The organism is Frankia sp. CgKIO3, from assembly GCF_977946435.1.
This window is the reverse complement of sequence record NZ_CDWTMO010000020.1, coordinates 1-17,131: the sequence shown is the minus strand read 5'-3', so window position 1 is coordinate 17,131 and position 17,131 is coordinate 1. Positions and strand designations below refer to the sequence as shown.

12 protein-coding genes are annotated in these 17,131 nt (G+C 70.6%); 2 read left to right on the top strand and 10 right to left on the bottom strand.

The window, feature by feature from the left end; genetic code table 11:
- Nucleotides 1-85: 85 nt before the first annotated feature.
- On the bottom strand, nucleotides 86-1,348 hold the full coding sequence (serS, locus tag AC08OJ_RS04235) for a serine--tRNA ligase (protein ID WP_476591769.1): 1,263 nt from the start codon (nucleotides 1,346-1,348) through the stop codon (nucleotides 86-88).
- Nucleotides 1,349-1,553: 205 nt separating this feature from the next.
- Between serS and AC08OJ_RS04230 the strand changes: the two genes are divergently transcribed.
- Nucleotides 1,554-2,432: a peptidylprolyl isomerase gene (locus AC08OJ_RS04230; RefSeq protein WP_476591768.1), complete on the top strand. Its 879-nt coding sequence runs from the start codon at nucleotides 1,554-1,556 to the stop codon at nucleotides 2,430-2,432.
- Between the two features lie 8 nt (nucleotides 2,433-2,440).
- Here the strand turns inward: AC08OJ_RS04230 and AC08OJ_RS04225 are convergent, their stop codons facing one another.
- Nucleotides 2,441-4,237 carry a DEAD/DEAH box helicase gene (locus tag AC08OJ_RS04225; RefSeq protein WP_476591767.1) on the bottom strand — a complete coding sequence of 599 codons (1,797 nt, stop codon included), beginning with the start codon at nucleotides 4,235-4,237 and terminating at the stop codon, nucleotides 2,441-2,443.
- Nucleotides 4,238-4,409: 172 nt separating this feature from the next.
- Between AC08OJ_RS04225 and AC08OJ_RS04220 the strand changes: the two genes are divergently transcribed.
- Nucleotides 4,410-5,918, top strand: a complete 1,509-nt coding sequence (locus AC08OJ_RS04220; protein WP_476595114.1) for a helix-turn-helix domain-containing protein — start codon at nucleotides 4,410-4,412, stop codon at nucleotides 5,916-5,918.
- Here the strand turns inward: AC08OJ_RS04220 and cutA are convergent.
- The 8 genes from cutA to ruvB all read right to left on the bottom strand — a co-directional run bounded on the left by cutA (nucleotide 5,911) and on the right by ruvB (nucleotide 17,107).
- Entirely contained in the window at nucleotides 5,911-6,237 is a 327-nt protein-coding gene (cutA, locus tag AC08OJ_RS04215) for a divalent-cation tolerance protein CutA (RefSeq protein WP_476595121.1), read from the bottom strand. The genes AC08OJ_RS04220 and cutA overlap by 8 nt on opposite strands.
- 362 nt (nucleotides 6,238-6,599) lie before the next feature.
- Nucleotides 6,600-8,843, bottom strand: coding sequence for a RelA/SpoT family protein (locus tag AC08OJ_RS04210; RefSeq protein ID WP_476591765.1), 2,244 nt, complete (start codon nucleotides 8,841-8,843; stop codon nucleotides 6,600-6,602).
- Nucleotides 8,844-8,865: 22 nt separating this feature from the next.
- On the bottom strand, nucleotides 8,866-11,439 hold the full coding sequence (locus tag AC08OJ_RS04205) for a RelA/SpoT family protein (RefSeq protein ID WP_476591764.1): 2,574 nt from the start codon (nucleotides 11,437-11,439) through the stop codon (nucleotides 8,866-8,868).
- A gap of 82 nt (nucleotides 11,440-11,521) precedes the next feature.
- The gene (locus tag AC08OJ_RS04200) at nucleotides 11,522-12,088 is read right to left on the bottom strand and encodes an adenine phosphoribosyltransferase (RefSeq protein ID WP_476595120.1); all 567 of its coding nucleotides are present in this window, start codon (nucleotides 12,086-12,088) and stop codon (nucleotides 11,522-11,524) included.
- Between the two features lie 105 nt (nucleotides 12,089-12,193).
- Nucleotides 12,194-13,429: a protein translocase subunit SecF gene (secF, locus tag AC08OJ_RS04195; RefSeq protein WP_476595113.1), complete on the bottom strand. Its 1,236-nt coding sequence runs from the start codon at nucleotides 13,427-13,429 to the stop codon at nucleotides 12,194-12,196.
- 1 nt (nucleotide 13,430) lies between these two features.
- Entirely contained in the window at nucleotides 13,431-15,248 is a 1,818-nt protein-coding gene (gene secD, locus AC08OJ_RS04190) for a protein translocase subunit SecD (RefSeq protein ID WP_476591762.1), read from the bottom strand.
- Between the two features lie 147 nt (nucleotides 15,249-15,395).
- Nucleotides 15,396-15,875, bottom strand: coding sequence for a preprotein translocase subunit YajC (yajC, locus tag AC08OJ_RS04185; protein ID WP_476595112.1), 480 nt, complete (start codon nucleotides 15,873-15,875; stop codon nucleotides 15,396-15,398).
- Nucleotides 15,876-16,060: 185 nt separating this feature from the next.
- The gene (gene ruvB / locus AC08OJ_RS04180; RefSeq protein ID WP_476591783.1) at nucleotides 16,061-17,107 is read right to left on the bottom strand and encodes a Holliday junction branch migration DNA helicase RuvB; all 1,047 of its coding nucleotides are present in this window, start codon (nucleotides 17,105-17,107) and stop codon (nucleotides 16,061-16,063) included.
- Between the last annotated feature and the right edge of the window lie 24 nt (nucleotides 17,108-17,131).

Genomic DNA, 17,131 nt, shown 5'->3' with positions numbered 1-17,131 from the left:
CGGGCTCCCGCGCCGGCTGGCGGTCGCCGGGCCCGCCCTGGTCCGGGCCGCCCGGGCGCGTCGCGGCCACGGCCACCGGGATGCCTCAGATCAGCTCACGGCCCCCCAGGTAGGGCCGCAGCGCCTCGGGAACGCGCACCTCGCCGTCGGCGGTCTGGAAGGTCTCCAGCAACGCCGCCAGCAGCCGTGGGGTCGCCACGGCGGTGTTGTTGAGCGTGTGCGCGAAACGCACGGTGCCGTCGGTGTCGCGATAGCGCAGGTTCGCCCGGCGCGCCTGCCAGTCGTGCAGCGTCGAGCAGCTGTGCGTCTCGCGGAATCGGCCGAGCGAGGGGAACCAGGTGTTGATGTCGTTCATCCGGAACTTGCCGACGCCCATGTCCCCGGTGGCGCATTCGACGACCTCGTAACACAGCCCGAGGTCGGACAGGATCCGCTCGGCGGTGGCCAGCAACTCGGCATGCCAGCGGGCCGACTCGGCCTCGTCGGCGGCGCACAGCACGAACTGTTCGACCTTCTCGAACTGGTGGACGCGCAGCAGACCGCGGACGTCCCGGCTGGCGCTGCCGATCTCCCGGCGAAAGCACGGCGAGATGCCGGCGTAGCGGATCGGCAGGCGGCCCACATCGAGAATCTCCCCGGCATGCAGGCCGACAAGGGCCACCTCGGCAGTCCCCGCCAGGTAAAGCCCGTCAGCGGGGATCGCGTAGATCTCCTCGCGGGCCTTGGGTAGCATCCCGGTGCCAACGAGCGGCTCCTCCCGGACCAGGGCGGGCACCGACACAGGGATGAAGCCCAGCCCGCGCAGCAGGTCGAGCGCATAGGAATGCACCGCGCGCTCCAGCATGACCATGTCACCGACGAGGGCGTACGCCCGCTCCCCCGCGACCCGCCGGGCCCGGGCGAACTCCGCCCACCCTCGTTTCTCGGCCAGTGCCGTGTGGTCGAGCGGGGTGAAGTCGAACTCCGGCGGCTCGCCGACGGTCCGCAACACCACGTTGGCCGACTCATCAGCTCCCACCGGCGCACCCGGCCACGGGATGCCCGGCACCAGCAGCATCAGCTCGGACAGCCGGGCCCCGGTCCGGGCCAGCTGCTCGCGCAGGTCCTTCAGCTGGCGGTCGAACGCCTCGTGCTCGGCCCGCAGCTCGGCCCGCCGGGCCGCGTCGGCCCCGGCGAACTGCTTCGCGAAGCTCTTGCGCCGAGCCTGCGCCTCGTCCACCTCGAACTGCAGTTTGCGATTGTCCCGGTCGAGCTGTAGCAGTTCATCGACATCCAGATCAATGCCTTTAGCCGCGACCGCGTCTTTCACGGCCTGCGGATTCTCCCGGATAAAGCGCTTATCGAGCATGGAATCGCGTCAGCCTCTGATCGGTACCGCATTGTGCTTTGCGGTAACGCTACCAGCCGTCCGGCCCGCTCACCGGTCCGCTCCCGGCCCGGTAGGCACCCGCCCCGGCAGGCACCATGCGGGGCGATCCGCCGCTCACCGGTTACGGTGCACAGACCACGCCAGAAGCAGCAGACCACATCAGAAGCGAGGGAGGCCGGCGACGGTGGCCAGTTCGAGAGAGCGACGTCAACGCGAGCTCGCCGAGGCCCGGGCGGCCCGACAGACGGAGCGGCGCCGGCTCGCCCATCGCCGCCGTCAGCAGCGGCTCGCGGTCGTCTCCGGATTCATCGCGATCGTCGTCGCGGCGTCGACGATCGCCGCGATCCTGCTCACCGGCAAGGACGACCACCCCGACGTGGCCGCCGCCGGTGTCACGACCACACCCACCGCGACCACACCCACCGCGACCGAGCCAACACAATCGGCCGCCCCCCGGCAGACCAGCAGGGTCGGGCAGTGCACCTACACCTCCAACGGGGAGACCCCGGCCCGCGGCGCCACCCTGCCGGCGGCCGCGGCCACCGTCGACACGTCCCCGGCGACAATGGTGATCACCACCAGCGCCGGCACCATCACGGCCGCCTTGGACGCTCAGAAAGCACCATGCACGGTGCACGCCCTGCGCACGCTCGCCGGCGCCAGGTACTTCGACGGCACCGCGTGCCACCGCCAGACCGGAGGCGCCGACGCGGGCATCTCGGTCCTGCAGTGCGGCGACCCCACCGGCACCGGCAACGGCAGCCCGGGGTACGGGTACGCCAACGAGAACACCCAGGGCGTGACCTACGACCGAGGCGTGCTGGCGATGGCGCACAGCCAACTGCCGGACAGCAACGGCAGTCAGTTCTTCATCAACTACCAGAACCCGACCCCGCAGGGCGCGGCGGCGCTCGCCGGCAATTACACCGTCTTCGGGAAGATCACCAAGGGACTCGACGTGCTCGACAAGCTCACCAGGCCCGGCGTCGAGGGCGGCGGCTCCGACGGTGCCCCGGCGAGCAAGCCGAAGATTCTTTCGATCACGATCGCCCAGGGCGGCTGACCCGCCGGTCAACCCGCCCAGCGGCGGATGGTGTCGATGCGGGCCTGGAGCTGCGCAGCGGTGGCCTGGCCGCTCGGCGGGCCGCCACAGGTCCGGCGCAGCTCGGCGTGGATCATCCCATGGGGCTTGCCCGTGCGGTGGAAGTGTGCGCCGACAAGCCGGTTCAGCTCCTTGCGCAGCTTGCCGATCACCTCGTGCACGGGCCGGGTAGCCGCCTCGGCCGCCGGCTGCACGCCCTCGCGGGCCGGCGGGACGGCCGGGACCGAATCGTCGGCACGGGCGGCGGCACGGCGCGTGGCGGCCTGCTGGGCAGCCTCCCGCTGGCGCAGCAGGACCGCGACCTGATCGGGCTCCAGCAGGCCCGGCAGGCCCAGGAAGTCCTCCTCCTCGATGGACCCGGGGGCCGCCGGGGTGCCGAACTCGCCGCCATCGAAGATCACTCGGTCGAGATGGGCCGAGGATCCCAACGCCGTGAACAAGGTGTCCGGCTTGTCGGGGGTGTCTTTGTGCCGGTTGGCGTCCCGCAGCGCGTCGTCGTCAAAGGCGTCCGGATCGCGCGGGGACTTCTCCAGAGCGTGGTCCCGCTGGACCTCCATCTCGCCGGCTAGCGCCAGCAGGGACGGCACGCTCGGGAGGAAGACCGACGCCGTCTCCCCGTGACCGCGGCCCCGAACGAACCGCCCGACGGCCTGGGCAAAGAACAGCGGGGTCGACGCCGAGGTCGCATAGACCCCGACCGCGAGGCGGGGCACGTCCACGCCCTCACTGACCATCCGTACCGCCACCATCCACCGGTCGGCCGACCGGCGAAAGTCGGCGATCTTGGTCGACGCGGTCGGGTCGTCGGAGAGGATCAGCACGGGCGAGGTGCCGGTGATCCGGGTGAGCAGCGCGGCGTAGGCGCGCGCGGCCGCGTGATCCGTGGCGATGACCAGTCCGCCCGCGTCGGGCATGCCGCCGGCCCGCACCTGGGACAGCCGGGTGTCGGCGGAGGCAAGCACCGCCGGCATCCAGTCCCCGCCCGGATCGAGCGCGGTGCGCCACGCGGCGGCGGTCTGCTCGTTGGTGAGCGGCTCCCCGAGCCGGGCGCTCAGTTCCGCGCCGGCACTGGTCCGCCAGGTCATCTCACCCGAGTAGGCAAGGAAGAGCACCGGGCGGACGACCCCGTCGCGCAGCGCCTCGGCATAGCCGTAGGAGGAGTCCGCGATGCTGCGCATCACCCCGTCGGGGCCCGGCAGGTAGGTGACGAAAGGGATCGGGTTGACGTCGGAGCGGAACGGAGTACCAGTCAGCGCGAGGCGCCGCGCGGCCGGGGTGAATGCCTCCCGGATCGCCTCACCCCATGACAGCGCGTCGCCGGCGTGATGGATCTCGTCCAGGACGATCAGAGTGCGGCGCGCGGCGGTCCGGGCGCGGTGCAGGGCCGGATGCGCCGCCACCTGGGCGTAGGTCACGGCGACACCGGTGTAGTCGGAGGATGTCACCCCGGCCGAGTTGCGGAAGTCCGGATCGAGGTCGATACCAACCTCCGCCGCGGCCACGGCCCACTGGCGTTTGAGGTGCTCGGTGGGCGCGACGACGGTGATCCGACTGATCTCGCCGTCAGTGAGAAGGTCGGCGGTCACCTGCAGGGCGAAGGTCGTCTTCCCGGCCCCCGGGGTGGCGACCGCCATGAAGTCCCGGGCGCCCGACGACGACCGTGACCGGTAGGTCTCCAGGGCCGCACGCTGCCACGCGCGCAGCGGTCGGGCTGGGGGAACGGGACGTCGTGGACGAGGGCTTCGGTCGAGGGGGCCGGCTCTCACGCCATCACACTCTAGAAGGCGACACTCGGCGAAGACGCTGGCGGTCGCAGGCGCGTCGGGATGACCACACTTTTGCCGTAGATGGTCCCGAAGGGACCACAGCCGAGCATGACCGTCTTATCTCACAGAGGGTTAAGCTCCTGGAGTCAACCGATTGACTTCGGAGGCTCCGATGCAGCTCACGACCGGTCCTTCGGTAGTTCCCCGCGCACCGGTGGCCTCCGCGCCAGCACCTGAGGTATCCGGTGGCGGCAGGATGCCCGCCACCCGCACACCCAACACCCGGCTGCGGCTGAGCCGGGAGGAACGGGGCTGGTCGCAGGAACGGCTCGCCACCGAGATCCGTCGGTTCTCCGTCATCCACGAGGGTCGCGAGGCCGGGGTGACCGGCAACATGATCTGCAAGTGGGAGAAGGGCGACAAGAAACCGAGCCTGCGTTATCAGCGGTTGTTGCGGACGCTATTCGGCCGGTCGTCGGCGGAGCTCGGTTTCGTGGACGACGAAGCGCTTCCCGCCGCCACCGGAGCACCGCTGGGCGGAACCAGTCAGGGTACGGCCGTCGCCGCGTCGATGAACCTTGAACAGGCGGCCTGCGAGACGGGCGCCGCGGGCACACTCGTGCTTCACCCCGGCGCCGACATGATCGACACGAACGGTATTCCCGTGGAACGTCGGGACTTTCTCCGGCTCTTCGCCGCGGCGGGCAGCGTCGCCGTCGTGCCCATGAACGGCGTCACGGACACCCCGCCCTGGGAGCGCCTCTCGGCGGCGCTGCGCCGCCGTAGCACGGTGACCCCGGAGCTCGCCGACGAGCTGGGCCAGCTCACCGCGGGGCTGTACGGCCTGGAGGAGCGCGTTCCCGCCCGGATCCTGATACAGCGGGTCACCGGGCATCTGAGCAGGCTCAGTCAGCTGCTGGAGACCATGAGCCGGTCCCCGGTGCGCCGTGAGCTGACCTCCACCGCCGGGGAGACGGCGGCGCTCGCCGGATGGCTCTCGTTCGACATGAACGACCTGCCCGCGGCCGTCGCCTACTACCGGGTGGCCATCGAGGCCGCCCGCGAGGCCGACGACAACGCCCTGTGGGCCTGCGTGCTCGGTTACGAGAGCTACCAGACCGCCAGCCGTGGCCGCCACGACCAGGCCTGCGCGCTGCTCGGTGAGGCCCAGCGACGGGCCGCCACGGGCAGCACGGTGATGACCAGGGCCTGGCTGGCTGCCCGGGAGGCTGAGGAGCAGGCCGCCCGCGGCGAGGGCCGGGCGGCGCTGGCCGCCCTCGACCGTGCCCAGGATGCCTTCGACCGGGGTGAGAGCAACGGGGACCGGGTCTGGACGCAGTTCTTCGACCGGGGCCGGCTCGATGGCCTGAAGATCACCACCTACACGCGGCTACGGCGACCCGCCGCGGCCTACGCCGCGGCCACCGAGGCACTGCGGGCGGCCGCTCCCGGTGCGACGAAGAAGCGGTCGTTACTGATGAGCGACATCGCGGAGGTATACATCCAGCGGCGGGAGATCGAGGCGGCCTGCCACTTCGCGGCCGAGTCCCTCGCGATCGTGGCCCAGACGGACTTCTCGCTGGGCCTGGCCCGTATCCGCCGCTCCCGGGAGCACCTGCGGCCCTGGCAGCACACCCAGGCCGTGCGCGAGTTCGACGAGCAGCTGCGGGCACTCACCTGACGGTGGGTGCCGTCTCGGCGCTGATCCAGCCCAGATAGTCGGCATGGCCGGCGACGATCGGCGTCGCAATGATCTCGGGATTTTCGTAGGGGTGGAGGACCACGAGCCGCTCATGTAGCTCGTCGAATCGTTCGGTGGTCGTTTTCGCCAGACAGAGCCATTCCTCGGCCTGCTCGATCTGGCCCTTCCAGCGGTAGGTGCTGCTCATCGGCCCGATCACCTGGAAACAGGCGACCAGACGCGCCTCCACCAGGAGCCTGCCGATACGGTCAGCGCTTTCCCGGGAGTCGATACTCACGATGACCTGAAGGTAACCCACGCGCACTCCCATCTCTAAAACGATGGATACGCAAGATACCCTACATCGATCAGTGGCGGTAGCCGTTGAATTTACGGTGTCCGGTAGGATCGTCCGTATTCTCCGCGTGACATTCCACCCGGATCCACCTGGAATGGGCGGTTCAGTCGCAAGCCGTTTACCGCCGGTTGATCCGGAGGATACATTCCGGCGCGGAAAGGCCACGCTGGGCGCAAGAGACAACACCCCGCGCCGATCGGAGAAGACCGGCCTGGCCCCGTAACCGTCCTGGTCCCACCCACCGGTTGGTCCTACCGCTGCCGCGGTCCCCCGCCCGGGTCGCTGCCACGCCCGGGTCCGTGCCACCGCCGCCTACGCTGGCTTCACCCGTCCCCGGCAAGCGCGCCGTGAGCCGACGGCCGCTGGGTCTGGCACACGCGGTAGCAGTCGTAGACACCGCCGACGCCGCGCACGGCGCCGAGCACCTTGTCCAATTGCTCCGGCCCGGTGACCTCGATCGTGAAACGCGCATGCGCGACCCGATCATCGGATGTGGTCGTCGAGGCCGCGCGGACGGACGCCGAGATCTCCGAGAGCACCTCGGTGATGTCCGCGAGCAGCCCGTAGCGGTCGAACGCCTCGACGGCGATCGCCGCAGAAAAGATCTGCGCCGGCGGTGCCGACCAGGTCACCACCGCGACGCGCTCGCGGTCCGACCCCGCCTCGGTGGCGTTCATGCACTCCCGGCGGTGCAGAGACACGGTGCTGCCGTGCGTCGCGAAGCCGACGACCACGTCTCCGGGCAGCGGAAGACAACATCGCGCCAGCCTCGCCGGCGCCCGACCACCCACCCCGTCGTCCGCCACGGCCGCGAGGCTGGGCACCCCGCGCCGGGCGATCGGACGGGCCGGCGACGGCAGGCCCGACGAGACGCCGTCCGCGCCGCCGGCGGTCCGCGCCCCGCCGCCGTTCCCGGACCGAGTGGTCGTGACGCCCGGCTCGGCCACCCCGGCCGCGGCGTCCCTGCGCTGCCGGGCCAGCCGGCGCCGGATACGTACCCGGGCCCGGGAGGTCCTGACGAAGTGCAACCAGTCCTCCGACGGTCTCGCGCCGGGGAGGTTGGACGTCAGGATCTCGACGACGTCGCCGTTGCGCAGCCGGGTATCCAACGGGACGAGCCGACCGTTGACCCGGGCGCCGATCGCCCGGTGCCCGATGTCGGTGTGCACGGCGTAGGCGACATCCACCGGGGAGGACCGGGCCGGCAGCGCGAGCATCCTGCCCTTGGGCGTGAACGCCAGCACCTCGTCGGCGTCCAGGTCCGAGGACAGCGACTCGAGGAACTCGTCCGAGTCGACCTCCTCCTGCCAGTCCAGCAGGCTGTGCAACCAGGACAGGCCCTCCAGGCGGGCGCCGTCCGCGCCGGGCCCGACCGGTCGGGCGACGATCCCGGTCTCGGCCAGCCGGTGCATCGACGGCGTCCTGATCTGGATGTCGAGGGAGCGGCCGGCGTCGTCGGTCACCGTCGTGTGCAGGGACTGGTACATGTTGAACTTCGGGGTGGCCACGAAGTCGCGCAGCCTGCCGGGCACCGGTCGCCACAGGGCGTGGATGACACCCAGCGCCGCGTAACAGTCCGTCACCTCGTCGACGAGCACGAGAACGCGGACGAGGTCGGTGTAGTCCTGGACGGGCCGGTTGCGCTCCTGAGCCCGCTTGTAGATCGAGAACAGGTGGCTGACCCGGATGGAGACGGCGCCGTCGATGCGAGCCCCCGCGAGCCCGGCTCGCAACCGTGTCACCAGCGCCGCGACGGTTCCGGCCGCGCGCTCAGCGGCGGTGAACTCATCCACCGTGGCGGCGATCCGGGCGTGCTCGGCGGGATGGAGCACGGCGAACGCCCGGTCCTCCAGCTCCCGCTTGATCACGCTGACGCCGAGCCGGTGGGCCAGCGGGGCCAGGACCTCAAGCGTGACCCGGGAGATCTTCACCTGTTTGGGGGGGGACATGAAAGCGAGCGTGCGCATGTTGTGCAGCCGGTCCGCGATCTTGATGACCAGTACCCGGTAGTCCCGGGCCAGGGCCACGATCAGCTTGCGCAGCGTCTCGGCCTCCGCGGCCTCCCCGAACCGCATCTTGTCCAGCTTGGTGACACCGTCGACGAGGTTGGCCACCTCCGCACCGAACTCCTGGGTAACGGAGTCGAGGGTGTACCCGGTGTCCTCGACCGTGTCATGCAGCAGGGCGGCGATCAGGGTGGTCGTGTCCACCCCCAGCTCCGCGAGGACCTCGGTGACGGCGAGGGGATGGCTGATGTACGGATCCCCGCTGCGCCGCATCTGACCGGCGTGCAGCCGCTCGGCGATGCCGTAGGCGTGCACCAGCAGGCCGATGTCGGCACGCGGATGATAGTCGCGATGCGCCTCGACGATGTCACGCAGCTCCGGCGGCACCTGGGACATCCGCGGTGTCGCCATCCGCCGGGCCAGGTGGGCGAGACGCACGCTCGCCTGCCGGGCCGCCGAGAGGGCCCGGGAGGCCTCGTCGGCGCCGCCGTCGGCCCGGGACAGCGCGGGGGTCAGACCGCCGCCGGCCGGCAGACCCGCACCCACGGTCTCAGCATCCACGGCGCCTCCCTGATTCGACCCGTTAGACCTGTACGCCCGAGGTAACGCGGAAACAGCCGTACACACCCTCGATAGCACGCACCGCACTCAGGATGTGCCTGAGATGTTTGGTGTCTCCCATCTCGAACGTGAAGCGGCTGACCGCCACCTGATCCCGCGTGGTGGCCACCGACGCCGACAGGATGTTCACGTGCCGGTCGGACAGTACCCGGGTGACATCCGAGAGTAATTTGGTACGGTCCATCGCCTCGACCTGGATCACGACGAGGAACACCGAGCCCGACGACGGCGCCCACTCGACCTGGACCGTGCGGTCGTGCGGCCCGCCACGCAGCCCCGACAGGTTGGAGCAGTCCGTCCGGTGGACCGACACGCCCTTGCCCCGGGTGACGAAACCGGCAATCTCGTCGCCGGGCATGGGCGTACAGCAGCGAGCGAGCTTCGTCCACACGTCGGGAGCACCGGTGACGAGCACCCCCGGCTCCCCGGTCGAGCGGCGCAGCGTGCGGATCGGCAGCTCGGTCTCACCCGCGTCCTCCTCGGCCCCCTCCGGGCCGCCGAGGGCCACGAGCAGCCGCGAGACCACCAACTGGGCGCTGACGTGGTTCTCCCCCACGGCCGCGTAGAGGGCGGCCACGTCGGCGTAGCGCAGGTCCTTGGCCAGGTTCAGCAGGGCGTCCCCGCTCATCAGGCGGGACAGCGGCAGGCCGTGGCGGCGCATCGCGCGGCCGATCGCGTCGCGGCCGGCGACGATCGCATCCTCCCGGCGCTCACGGGCGTGCCACTGGCGGATCTTCGTCCTGGCCCGCGACGAACGGACGAACATCAACCAGTCCCCACTCGGGCCGGCCGAATGGGCCCGCGAGGTGAAGATCTCGACCGTGTCGCCATTGTCCAGCGGGGTGTCCAGGGCTGCGAGACGGCCGTTGATCCGGGCCCCGACGCACTGGTGACCGATGTCGGTGTGCACCGCGTAGGCGAAGTCCACCGACGTCGACCCGGCGGGTAGCGGGATGACGTCGCCCTTGGGGGTGAAGACGAAAACCTCGTCGGTCTCGGCGGCGAACCGCAGGCTGTCGAGGAACTCTCCCGGGTCCGCGGTCTCCCGCTGCCAGTCGAGCACCTGACGCAGCCAGGTCATGAGGTCCACGTCGGGTCCGCCCTTGCGCCGACCGGCCCGCCCGCCCTCCGGGGTCCCCGCCGAGGGCCGGGCCGCAACCCCGTCCTCCTTGTACTTCCAGTGCGCAGCGATGCCGTACTCGGCCCGGTTGTGCATTGCGTGCGTGCGGATCTGCAGCTCGACCGGTTTGCCCTCGGGACCGATGACCGTCGTGTGCAACGACTGGTACATGTTGAACTTAGGCATCGCGATGTAGTCCTTGAACCGGCCGGGAATCGGCTTCCAGGTCGCGTGCACGGTGCCCAGCGTGGCATAGCAGTCCCGGACCGAGTCGACCAGGACGCGGATGCCGACCAGATCATAGATGTCGTCGAAGGAACGGCCGCGCACCACCATCTTCTGGTAGATCGAGTAATAGTGCTTCGGCCGCCCGGAGACGACGGCCTTGATCCGCGCGTCCCGCAGGCCGGCCTGCACCTGCCCGATCACCTCGGCCAGATAGACGTCCCGGCTCGGGGCCCGGTCAGCGACCAGCCGGACGATTTCATCGTACCGTTTCGGATACAGCGCAGCGAACGCGAGGTCCTCCAGCTCCCACTTCAACGAGTTCATGCCGAGCCGGTGGGCGAGCGGGGCGTAGACCTCGAGCGTCTCCCCGGCATTGCGTTCCTGCTTGTGCTCGGGCAGAAAGCGCAGGGTACGCATGTTGTGCAGGCGGTCGGCGAGCTTGACCACCAGCGCGCGTGGGTCGCGGGCCATCGCGACGACCATCCGGCGGATGGTCTCCGCCTGGGCCGCCTCGCCGACCTTGACCCGGTTGAGCTTGCTGACCGCGTCGACGATGAGCGCGATATGGTCACCGAAGGTGTCCCGGATTGTGTCGACGGTGAGCGTCGTCTCCTCGAGGGTGTCGTGCAGCAACGCCGCGGACAGCGTCGCGGTGTCCATCCCCAGATCGGCGAGAATGCTCGCGACCGCGATCGGATGAGTGATGTACGGGTGGCCGGAGAAGCGCACCTGGCCGGCGTGCGCCGCGTCGGCGACCTCGAACGCCTGCTGCACCTGGGCGATGTCGGCGCGCGGGTGGTTCGCGAGCAGCCCGCGCAGCACCGGATCGAGAGCCGAGGGAGCCGTCGCCCGGTGCGTCGAAAAGCGGGAGAGCCGCCCGCGCACCCGACGCGGCAGCGGCGGCGACTCGTGCCCCAACCGGGGGACGACCGGGGAACCGTCCTCGGGACGCCGTCCCAGGCCGACCGCGGTGACCAACTCGGCCCCCCCCGGGGATCCACCTGGTGACTCCTCCCCGCGGACATCGCCACCATCCGCGGCCGGCGGCTGTGCCGGCCCGTGGGCTGCCGGCTCACGCGCCGCCGATCCGGCGGTGGCCCGTGCGGCATCGCCCACCGGCCGGGGCTCCCGGAAGGGAGTGACGGCGGGCGGCGGAACTCCGGTGGTCACCGGCGCTGCCTCGGGCACGAACCGCTCCTGCGTAAGGACTAGACACCGAGCCTAACGCCGCACTGGTCAGAAGCCTTCCGCGGACCTCACCCAGGCAAGATCAAATCGCCAGAAGGGAGACGACATCGAGCGGCGCAACCCGATCACGGCCCGGTAGGAAGGACAGCTCCATGAGGACCGCCAGCCCCACGACCTCCCCGCCGCCAGCCGCGAGCAGGCTGTGGGCGGCGGCCGCGGTGCCACCGGTGGCCAGCACGTCGTCGACGAGCAGGATCCGGTCGCCGTCGTGCACTGCGTCGGCGTGGATCTCGATCGTGGCGGCGCCGTACTCCAGGTCGTAGGACGCGCTTCGGGTCGGCCCCGGCAGCTTGCCCTGCTTGCGGATCGGCACGAGGCCGGCGCCCAGCCGGTCCGCGACCGGCGCGGCTAGCAGGAAGCCCCGCGCCTCGATGCCGGCGATCGTGGTGGCCCCCAGCGCCCGGGCCGCGTCCGCCAGTGCACCGATGACCAGCCCGAACGCGGTCGGCGTCGCGAGCAGCGGGGTGATGTCCTTGAACACGACCCCCGGCTGCGGCCAGTCGGGAATGTCGCGGATGTGGCCACGCAGGACCTCGGCGACCGCGTCGTGCGCGGCGGATCGCTGCGGTGCGTCGTCGATGCTCGTCATCATGCCGCTTCTCCCACCTTCAAGGTCGTCCGGACTTCAGGGACGTCCGGAGATCTGCCGCCACACGATCGGGGCCGCCCGGATCCGCGCGGCCGGTGACCTGGCTCATCGGCGTTTCTTACCGCTCGGCCGTCCGCGCCGGCCGGGTTTGCGCCCCGCGGCGCGCCGGGCGGGGGGCGCGCCCGACGGTCGTCGGGCGGCACCGCCCAGGTTCGCCCCGGCCGGAACCGGTTCACGCGCGCCGGAGGCGGGTCGTCCTACGGCCTGCTCGGCCCGCTCGTCGGGGACAGGACCGTCCTCACCCCAACCGGCCGGATCGACCGCCGCGCCGGCGGAAACTGCCGTGCCCGGCGCACCCGCGGCTGCCCGGACCCGCCTGGCGCGCTCGCGGGCGACCCGCGCGTCCAGCGCCCGCACGGCGGGGTCGCCGCGCTTGAGGTCGACGAGCAGCGGCGTGGCAAAGAACAGGGAGGAATATGTACCGGAGGCGATACCGACGAACTGGGCGAGCGCGAGGTCCTTCAGCGTGCCGGCACCGAGCAGACCGGCGCCGACGAAGAGGAGGGAGGCGACCGGGATGATGGCGATGAGCGAGGTGTTCAGCGAACGCACCAACGTCTCGTTGAGCGCGTCGTTCGTCGCCTCCGCGTAGGTCCGCCGCGTCGACGTGCCCATGCCCGCGGTGTTCTCCCGCACCCGGTCGAACACCACCACCGTGTCATATAGAGAGAATCCGAGGATCGTCAGCACGGCGATGACCGTCGACGGCGTCACCTCGAAACCCACCAGCGAGTAGACACCCATGGTGACGACGAGGTCATGAACGAGAGCGGCTATCGCCGCGAGCGCCATCCTCCACTCGAACCGCACCGAGAGGTAGATCACGACGAGCACGAGGAAGACGACCAGGCCCTGAAGGGCCTTGTTTGTGATCGTCGATCCCCAGGACGAGCCAACGGTCGACACGGCGATGTCGCGGTCCGGGTCCGACACCGAGAAGCGCTTGGCCAACGCGCCGGTCAGCTCACGGGTCTGGGCGTCGGAGAGGGTCGGCGTCTGGATCCGGAACTGGTGGGAAGTCTCCAACTGCTGGACCACGCTGTCCGCCGGGTCGAGCCCAATGCCGGACAGCGTGTCCTCGACCTGCGCGACGGTACCACCACTGCTGGGTAGCTGGAAGACCGCGCCACCGGAGAATTCGATACCGAAGGTGAAGCCACGGAAGATCATGCTGATGATGCAGACGGTGACCACGACGCCGGAGACGGCATACCAGGCCTTGCGCCGGCCGACGAAGTCGACGTTGAAGTCGCTGCGGTAGATCCGCCCGACCAGTGCCATCTCAGCTCTCCCGCCTCTGCCCGGCCGGCGCCGGCCGCTTGGCCAGCCGCGCCCGGGTGGGAGCGGCCGGCGCCACGCCACCGCCACGCCCGCCGAGGGTCTTCGGGCTCAGGCCCGAGTACCGGCTGACCGAGAACAGTCTGCGCCGCACCAGCAATGTCACCAACGGCCGGGTGAAGATAAACATGATCACGACATCGCTCAACGTCGACAGCCCGAGCGTAAAGGCGAAGCCGCGCACCGAGCCGATCGACAGGATGTAGAGGACCGCGGCGGCCAGGAAGGAAACCGTGTCCGCGGAGAGCATCGTGCGCCGCGCGGCGGGCCAGGCACGATCCGTGGCCGCCCGGACCGTGCGGCCGGCCCGGACCTCGTCTTTGATCCGTTCGAAGTAGACCACGAACGAGTCCGCCGTGACACCGATCGACACGATCAGACCGGCGATGCCCGCCAGGGTCAGCGTGAACCCGATCGCCACGCCGAGCAGCACCACCGAGGCGTAGATCAGCAGACCGCTGACGGCGAGGGAGGTGATCACGACGATGCCCAGCGCCCGGTAGTACAGGAAGGAGTAGGCGATGACGAGAACGAGTCCGATGGCGCCGGCGAGCAGTCCGCCGTGCAGCGAGTCACGGCCGAGGGTCGGCGAGATGGACTCCGCCTGGGAGCGCTCGAAGGCCAGGGGAAGGGCACCGTAGCGCAGCACGTTGGCGAGGTCCTCGGCTTCGGACTGGCTGAAGCCGCCGGAGATCTGGGCCGATCCGGGGATGCGCTCGTTGGTCTGCGGCGCGGACTGCACCACCCCGTCGAGCACGATCGCGACCTGCTTACCGATCGTGCTCTCGGTCAGCTTGGTGAACTTGTTCTGGCCCGAACCGGTGAACTCGACGTTCACGACCCACTGCCCGGTGGTGACGCCCGTGGTCCCGCCGCCGCCCTGCAGGCCCGCGGAGGCGGTCTTCACATCCGTCCCGACCACCGTGGCCGGCTTGAGCAGGTACTTCGTCGTCCCGGTCCGGTCACAGGCGGCGGTCCAGTCCTGCGGGTGGTCGGTGCTGACCGAGGCCTTGCGGACGTCGGCCGCTGCGCACGTCAGCGACTCGTAGCGAGCGAACACGTCGGCGGGCGGGCTGTCCCCGGCCGGCGCGGTCGACCCGGTCGCCGCCGGCGCGGGGGCGGCCGAAGCCGCCGGAGAAGCCGAGGCCGCGCTCACCGCGGGCGTGCCCGCGGCGGCCAGCGACACCGGCTGGGCGATCAGGCCGCGGCCCGTGCCGTCACCGAGTGCGGCCGGTTTGTTCGACGCAGCGGGTGCCTGGGATGATGGCGCGATGCTCGGCGTGCTCTGGCTGGCCGTCGGGGCCGACTGGCCCGTCGCGCCCGGCGTGGGTGCGGGGACCGCCCCAGTGGGGGTGGGAATGGGCCCCGGGGTGGCCTGGCCGGACGTGGCGACCTCACGGAAACGCAGTTCGGCGGTCTGCCCGACCAGATCCACGACGTCGTTGCGGCCGCGGCCGGGCACCGAGATGTCGATCTGGTTGCCGGTGCGATGAACCTCGGACTCAGCGACGCCCAAGCCGTCAACGCGCTGCCGGATGATGTCGACGGCCTGGTTGACGGCACCGCTGTCGACGTTGTTCCCCTGCGTGGCACGAGGCGTGAGGATGACGCTCGTCCCGCCCTGCAGGTCGAGCCCGAGCCGGGGCTTCCAGTTTCCGGTAGCGGCCATGAGGCCGTAGAGGACGACGATCAGACCGCCGAGGATCCCCAGCCGGGTCCAGACGGAGATTCCCCTGGATACCCGTGCCGAGCCGCGTGCCACCTGCGAGTCCCTTCCTCACGCGCCGGTATGCCGGCGCTCGTTCGTCTCGCCGCTGCCCGGACCGGCGGTGCCCAAAGTATCCGAACGAATGTCACCGAGGGTGCGTTCCGCTCCCCGAACGGTAGTGCTCGGTCAGGTGACCAGCGGTCATAGCTCCTTGCGGGGCGGGTGTGTCGTTTCACCGCCCGTGCCGCCGTCCCCACCGGGAGGCGACGCCTCGGCGCCACCAGGGCCACCAGGGCCACCAGGGCCACCAGGGCCGTCGGAACCGTCGTCGTGCGACTGCGGTTCCCCGGAGGACTCCCCGCCGTCCCCGGCTCCGTCGGGCGTACTGATCACCCGGGCGATCGCGCTGCGCGAGAAGCGGCAGACGACATCGGGCGCAACTTCCAGCAGGACGTCACCGTCCTCCAGCTCGACGACCGTGGCGTAGAGACCAGCGGTGGTCGTCACCAGGGTACCGGGAACGATCCGCGACATCTGCTGCTGTTGCGCCTTGGCGCGGCGCCGCTGCATCGAGAAGAAGTAGACGATCACCAGGATGAGGATCAGCGGGAACAGGAGCCCGCTGATCGAACTGCCCCCGTCCTTGTCGGCCGTCACCGAAGCTGCCACGAGTACGTGCACGTCCTGCCCTCCTGATGTGTTGCGGCGATCGTACGTATCGATCGGATGCCCGTGGTGGGCAGGGCGGTTGTGCCCGGCGCGCAGGACCTCCTCCGGCCGGAATGGCCGGTGTTACGAGGACGGCTCACCCAGGACGAACCAATCACCTTCAGTGGCCGCTCCCCGGCCGACCGGCCCTCTCACAGTCATTCTCCCTCGGTAAACAGCGAGACCTGGGTACGGCCGAGCGGATCGGTGACGGGGTCCAGACCGAGGTGCTCGAAGGCGGCGGGGGTGGCCGTCCGGCCCCGGGCGGTACGGATCAGCAGGCCGGCACGCAGCAGGAACGGCTCGGCCACGTCCTCCACCGTCTCCGGTTCCTCCCCGACCGACACGGCGAGCGTGGTGAGCCCGACCGGACCGCCGCCGAACCGGGTGACCAGCGCCTCCAGCACGGCCCGGTCGAGGCGGTCCAGTCCGAGCCCGTCGACGTCGTAGATCCGCAGCGCCGCCTGGGCGATCTCGCGGGTGACCACGCCGTCGGCCCGCACCTCCGCGTAGTCGCGCACCCGGCGCAGCAACCGGTTGGCGATGCGGGGCGTACCACGCGACCGGCCAGCGACCTCGGCGGCTCCCTCGGCGGTGAGGGTGACCCCCAGCAGGCCGGCCGAGCGAGTCAGCACCCGGGCGAGCTCGTCGGCGTCGTAGAAGTCCAGATGGGCGGTGAACCCGAACCGGTCCCGCAGCGGGCCGGTCAGCAGGCCCGACCGAGTCGTGGCCCCGACCAGCGTGAATGGCGACACGTCGAGGGGGATCGCGGTCGCGCCCGGGCCCTTGCCCAGGATGACGTCAACCCGGAAGTCCTCCATCGCGGCGTAGAGCAGTTCCTCGGCTGGCCGGGCGATCCGGTGGATCTCGTCGAGGAACAGGACCTCTCCCGGGGAGAGTGCGGTGAGGATCGCGACGAGGTCCCCGGCGCGTTCGATCGCCGGCCCACTGGTCATCCGCAGCGGAGCCTCGAGCTCCTGCGCCATGATCATCGCAAGGCTGGTCTTACCCAGACCGGGCGGGCCCGACAGCAGGACGTGGTCCGGCGGGCGACCGCGCGCCCGTGCCCCCTCGAGCATGATCGTAAGCTGCTCGCGCACCTTACGCTGGCCGACGAACTCAGCCAGGGTGCGCGGACGCAACCCGGCCTCGAAGGCGCGCTCCTCGGGACTCGCCGCGGCGGACACCAGGCCGTCGTCACTCATGTCCCACCTCCGCGTACCCCCGCC

Coding starts and splice junctions, on each gene's coding strand:
- serS (WP_476591769.1), bottom strand. CDS start 1,348: ATGCTCGATAAGCGCTTTATCCGGGAGAATCCGCAGGCCGTGAAAGAC.
- secF (WP_476595113.1), bottom strand. CDS start 13,429: ATGGCACTGGTCGGGCGGATCTACCGCAGCGACTTCAACGTCGACTTC.
- ruvB (WP_476591783.1), bottom strand. CDS start 17,107: ATGAGTGACGACGGCCTGGTGTCCGCCGCGGCGAGTCCCGAGGAGCGC.
- AC08OJ_RS04200 (WP_476595120.1), bottom strand. CDS start 12,088: ATGACGAGCATCGACGACGCACCGCAGCGATCCGCCGCGCACGACGCG.
- AC08OJ_RS04220 (WP_476595114.1), top strand. CDS start 4,410: ATGCAGCTCACGACCGGTCCTTCGGTAGTTCCCCGCGCACCGGTGGCC.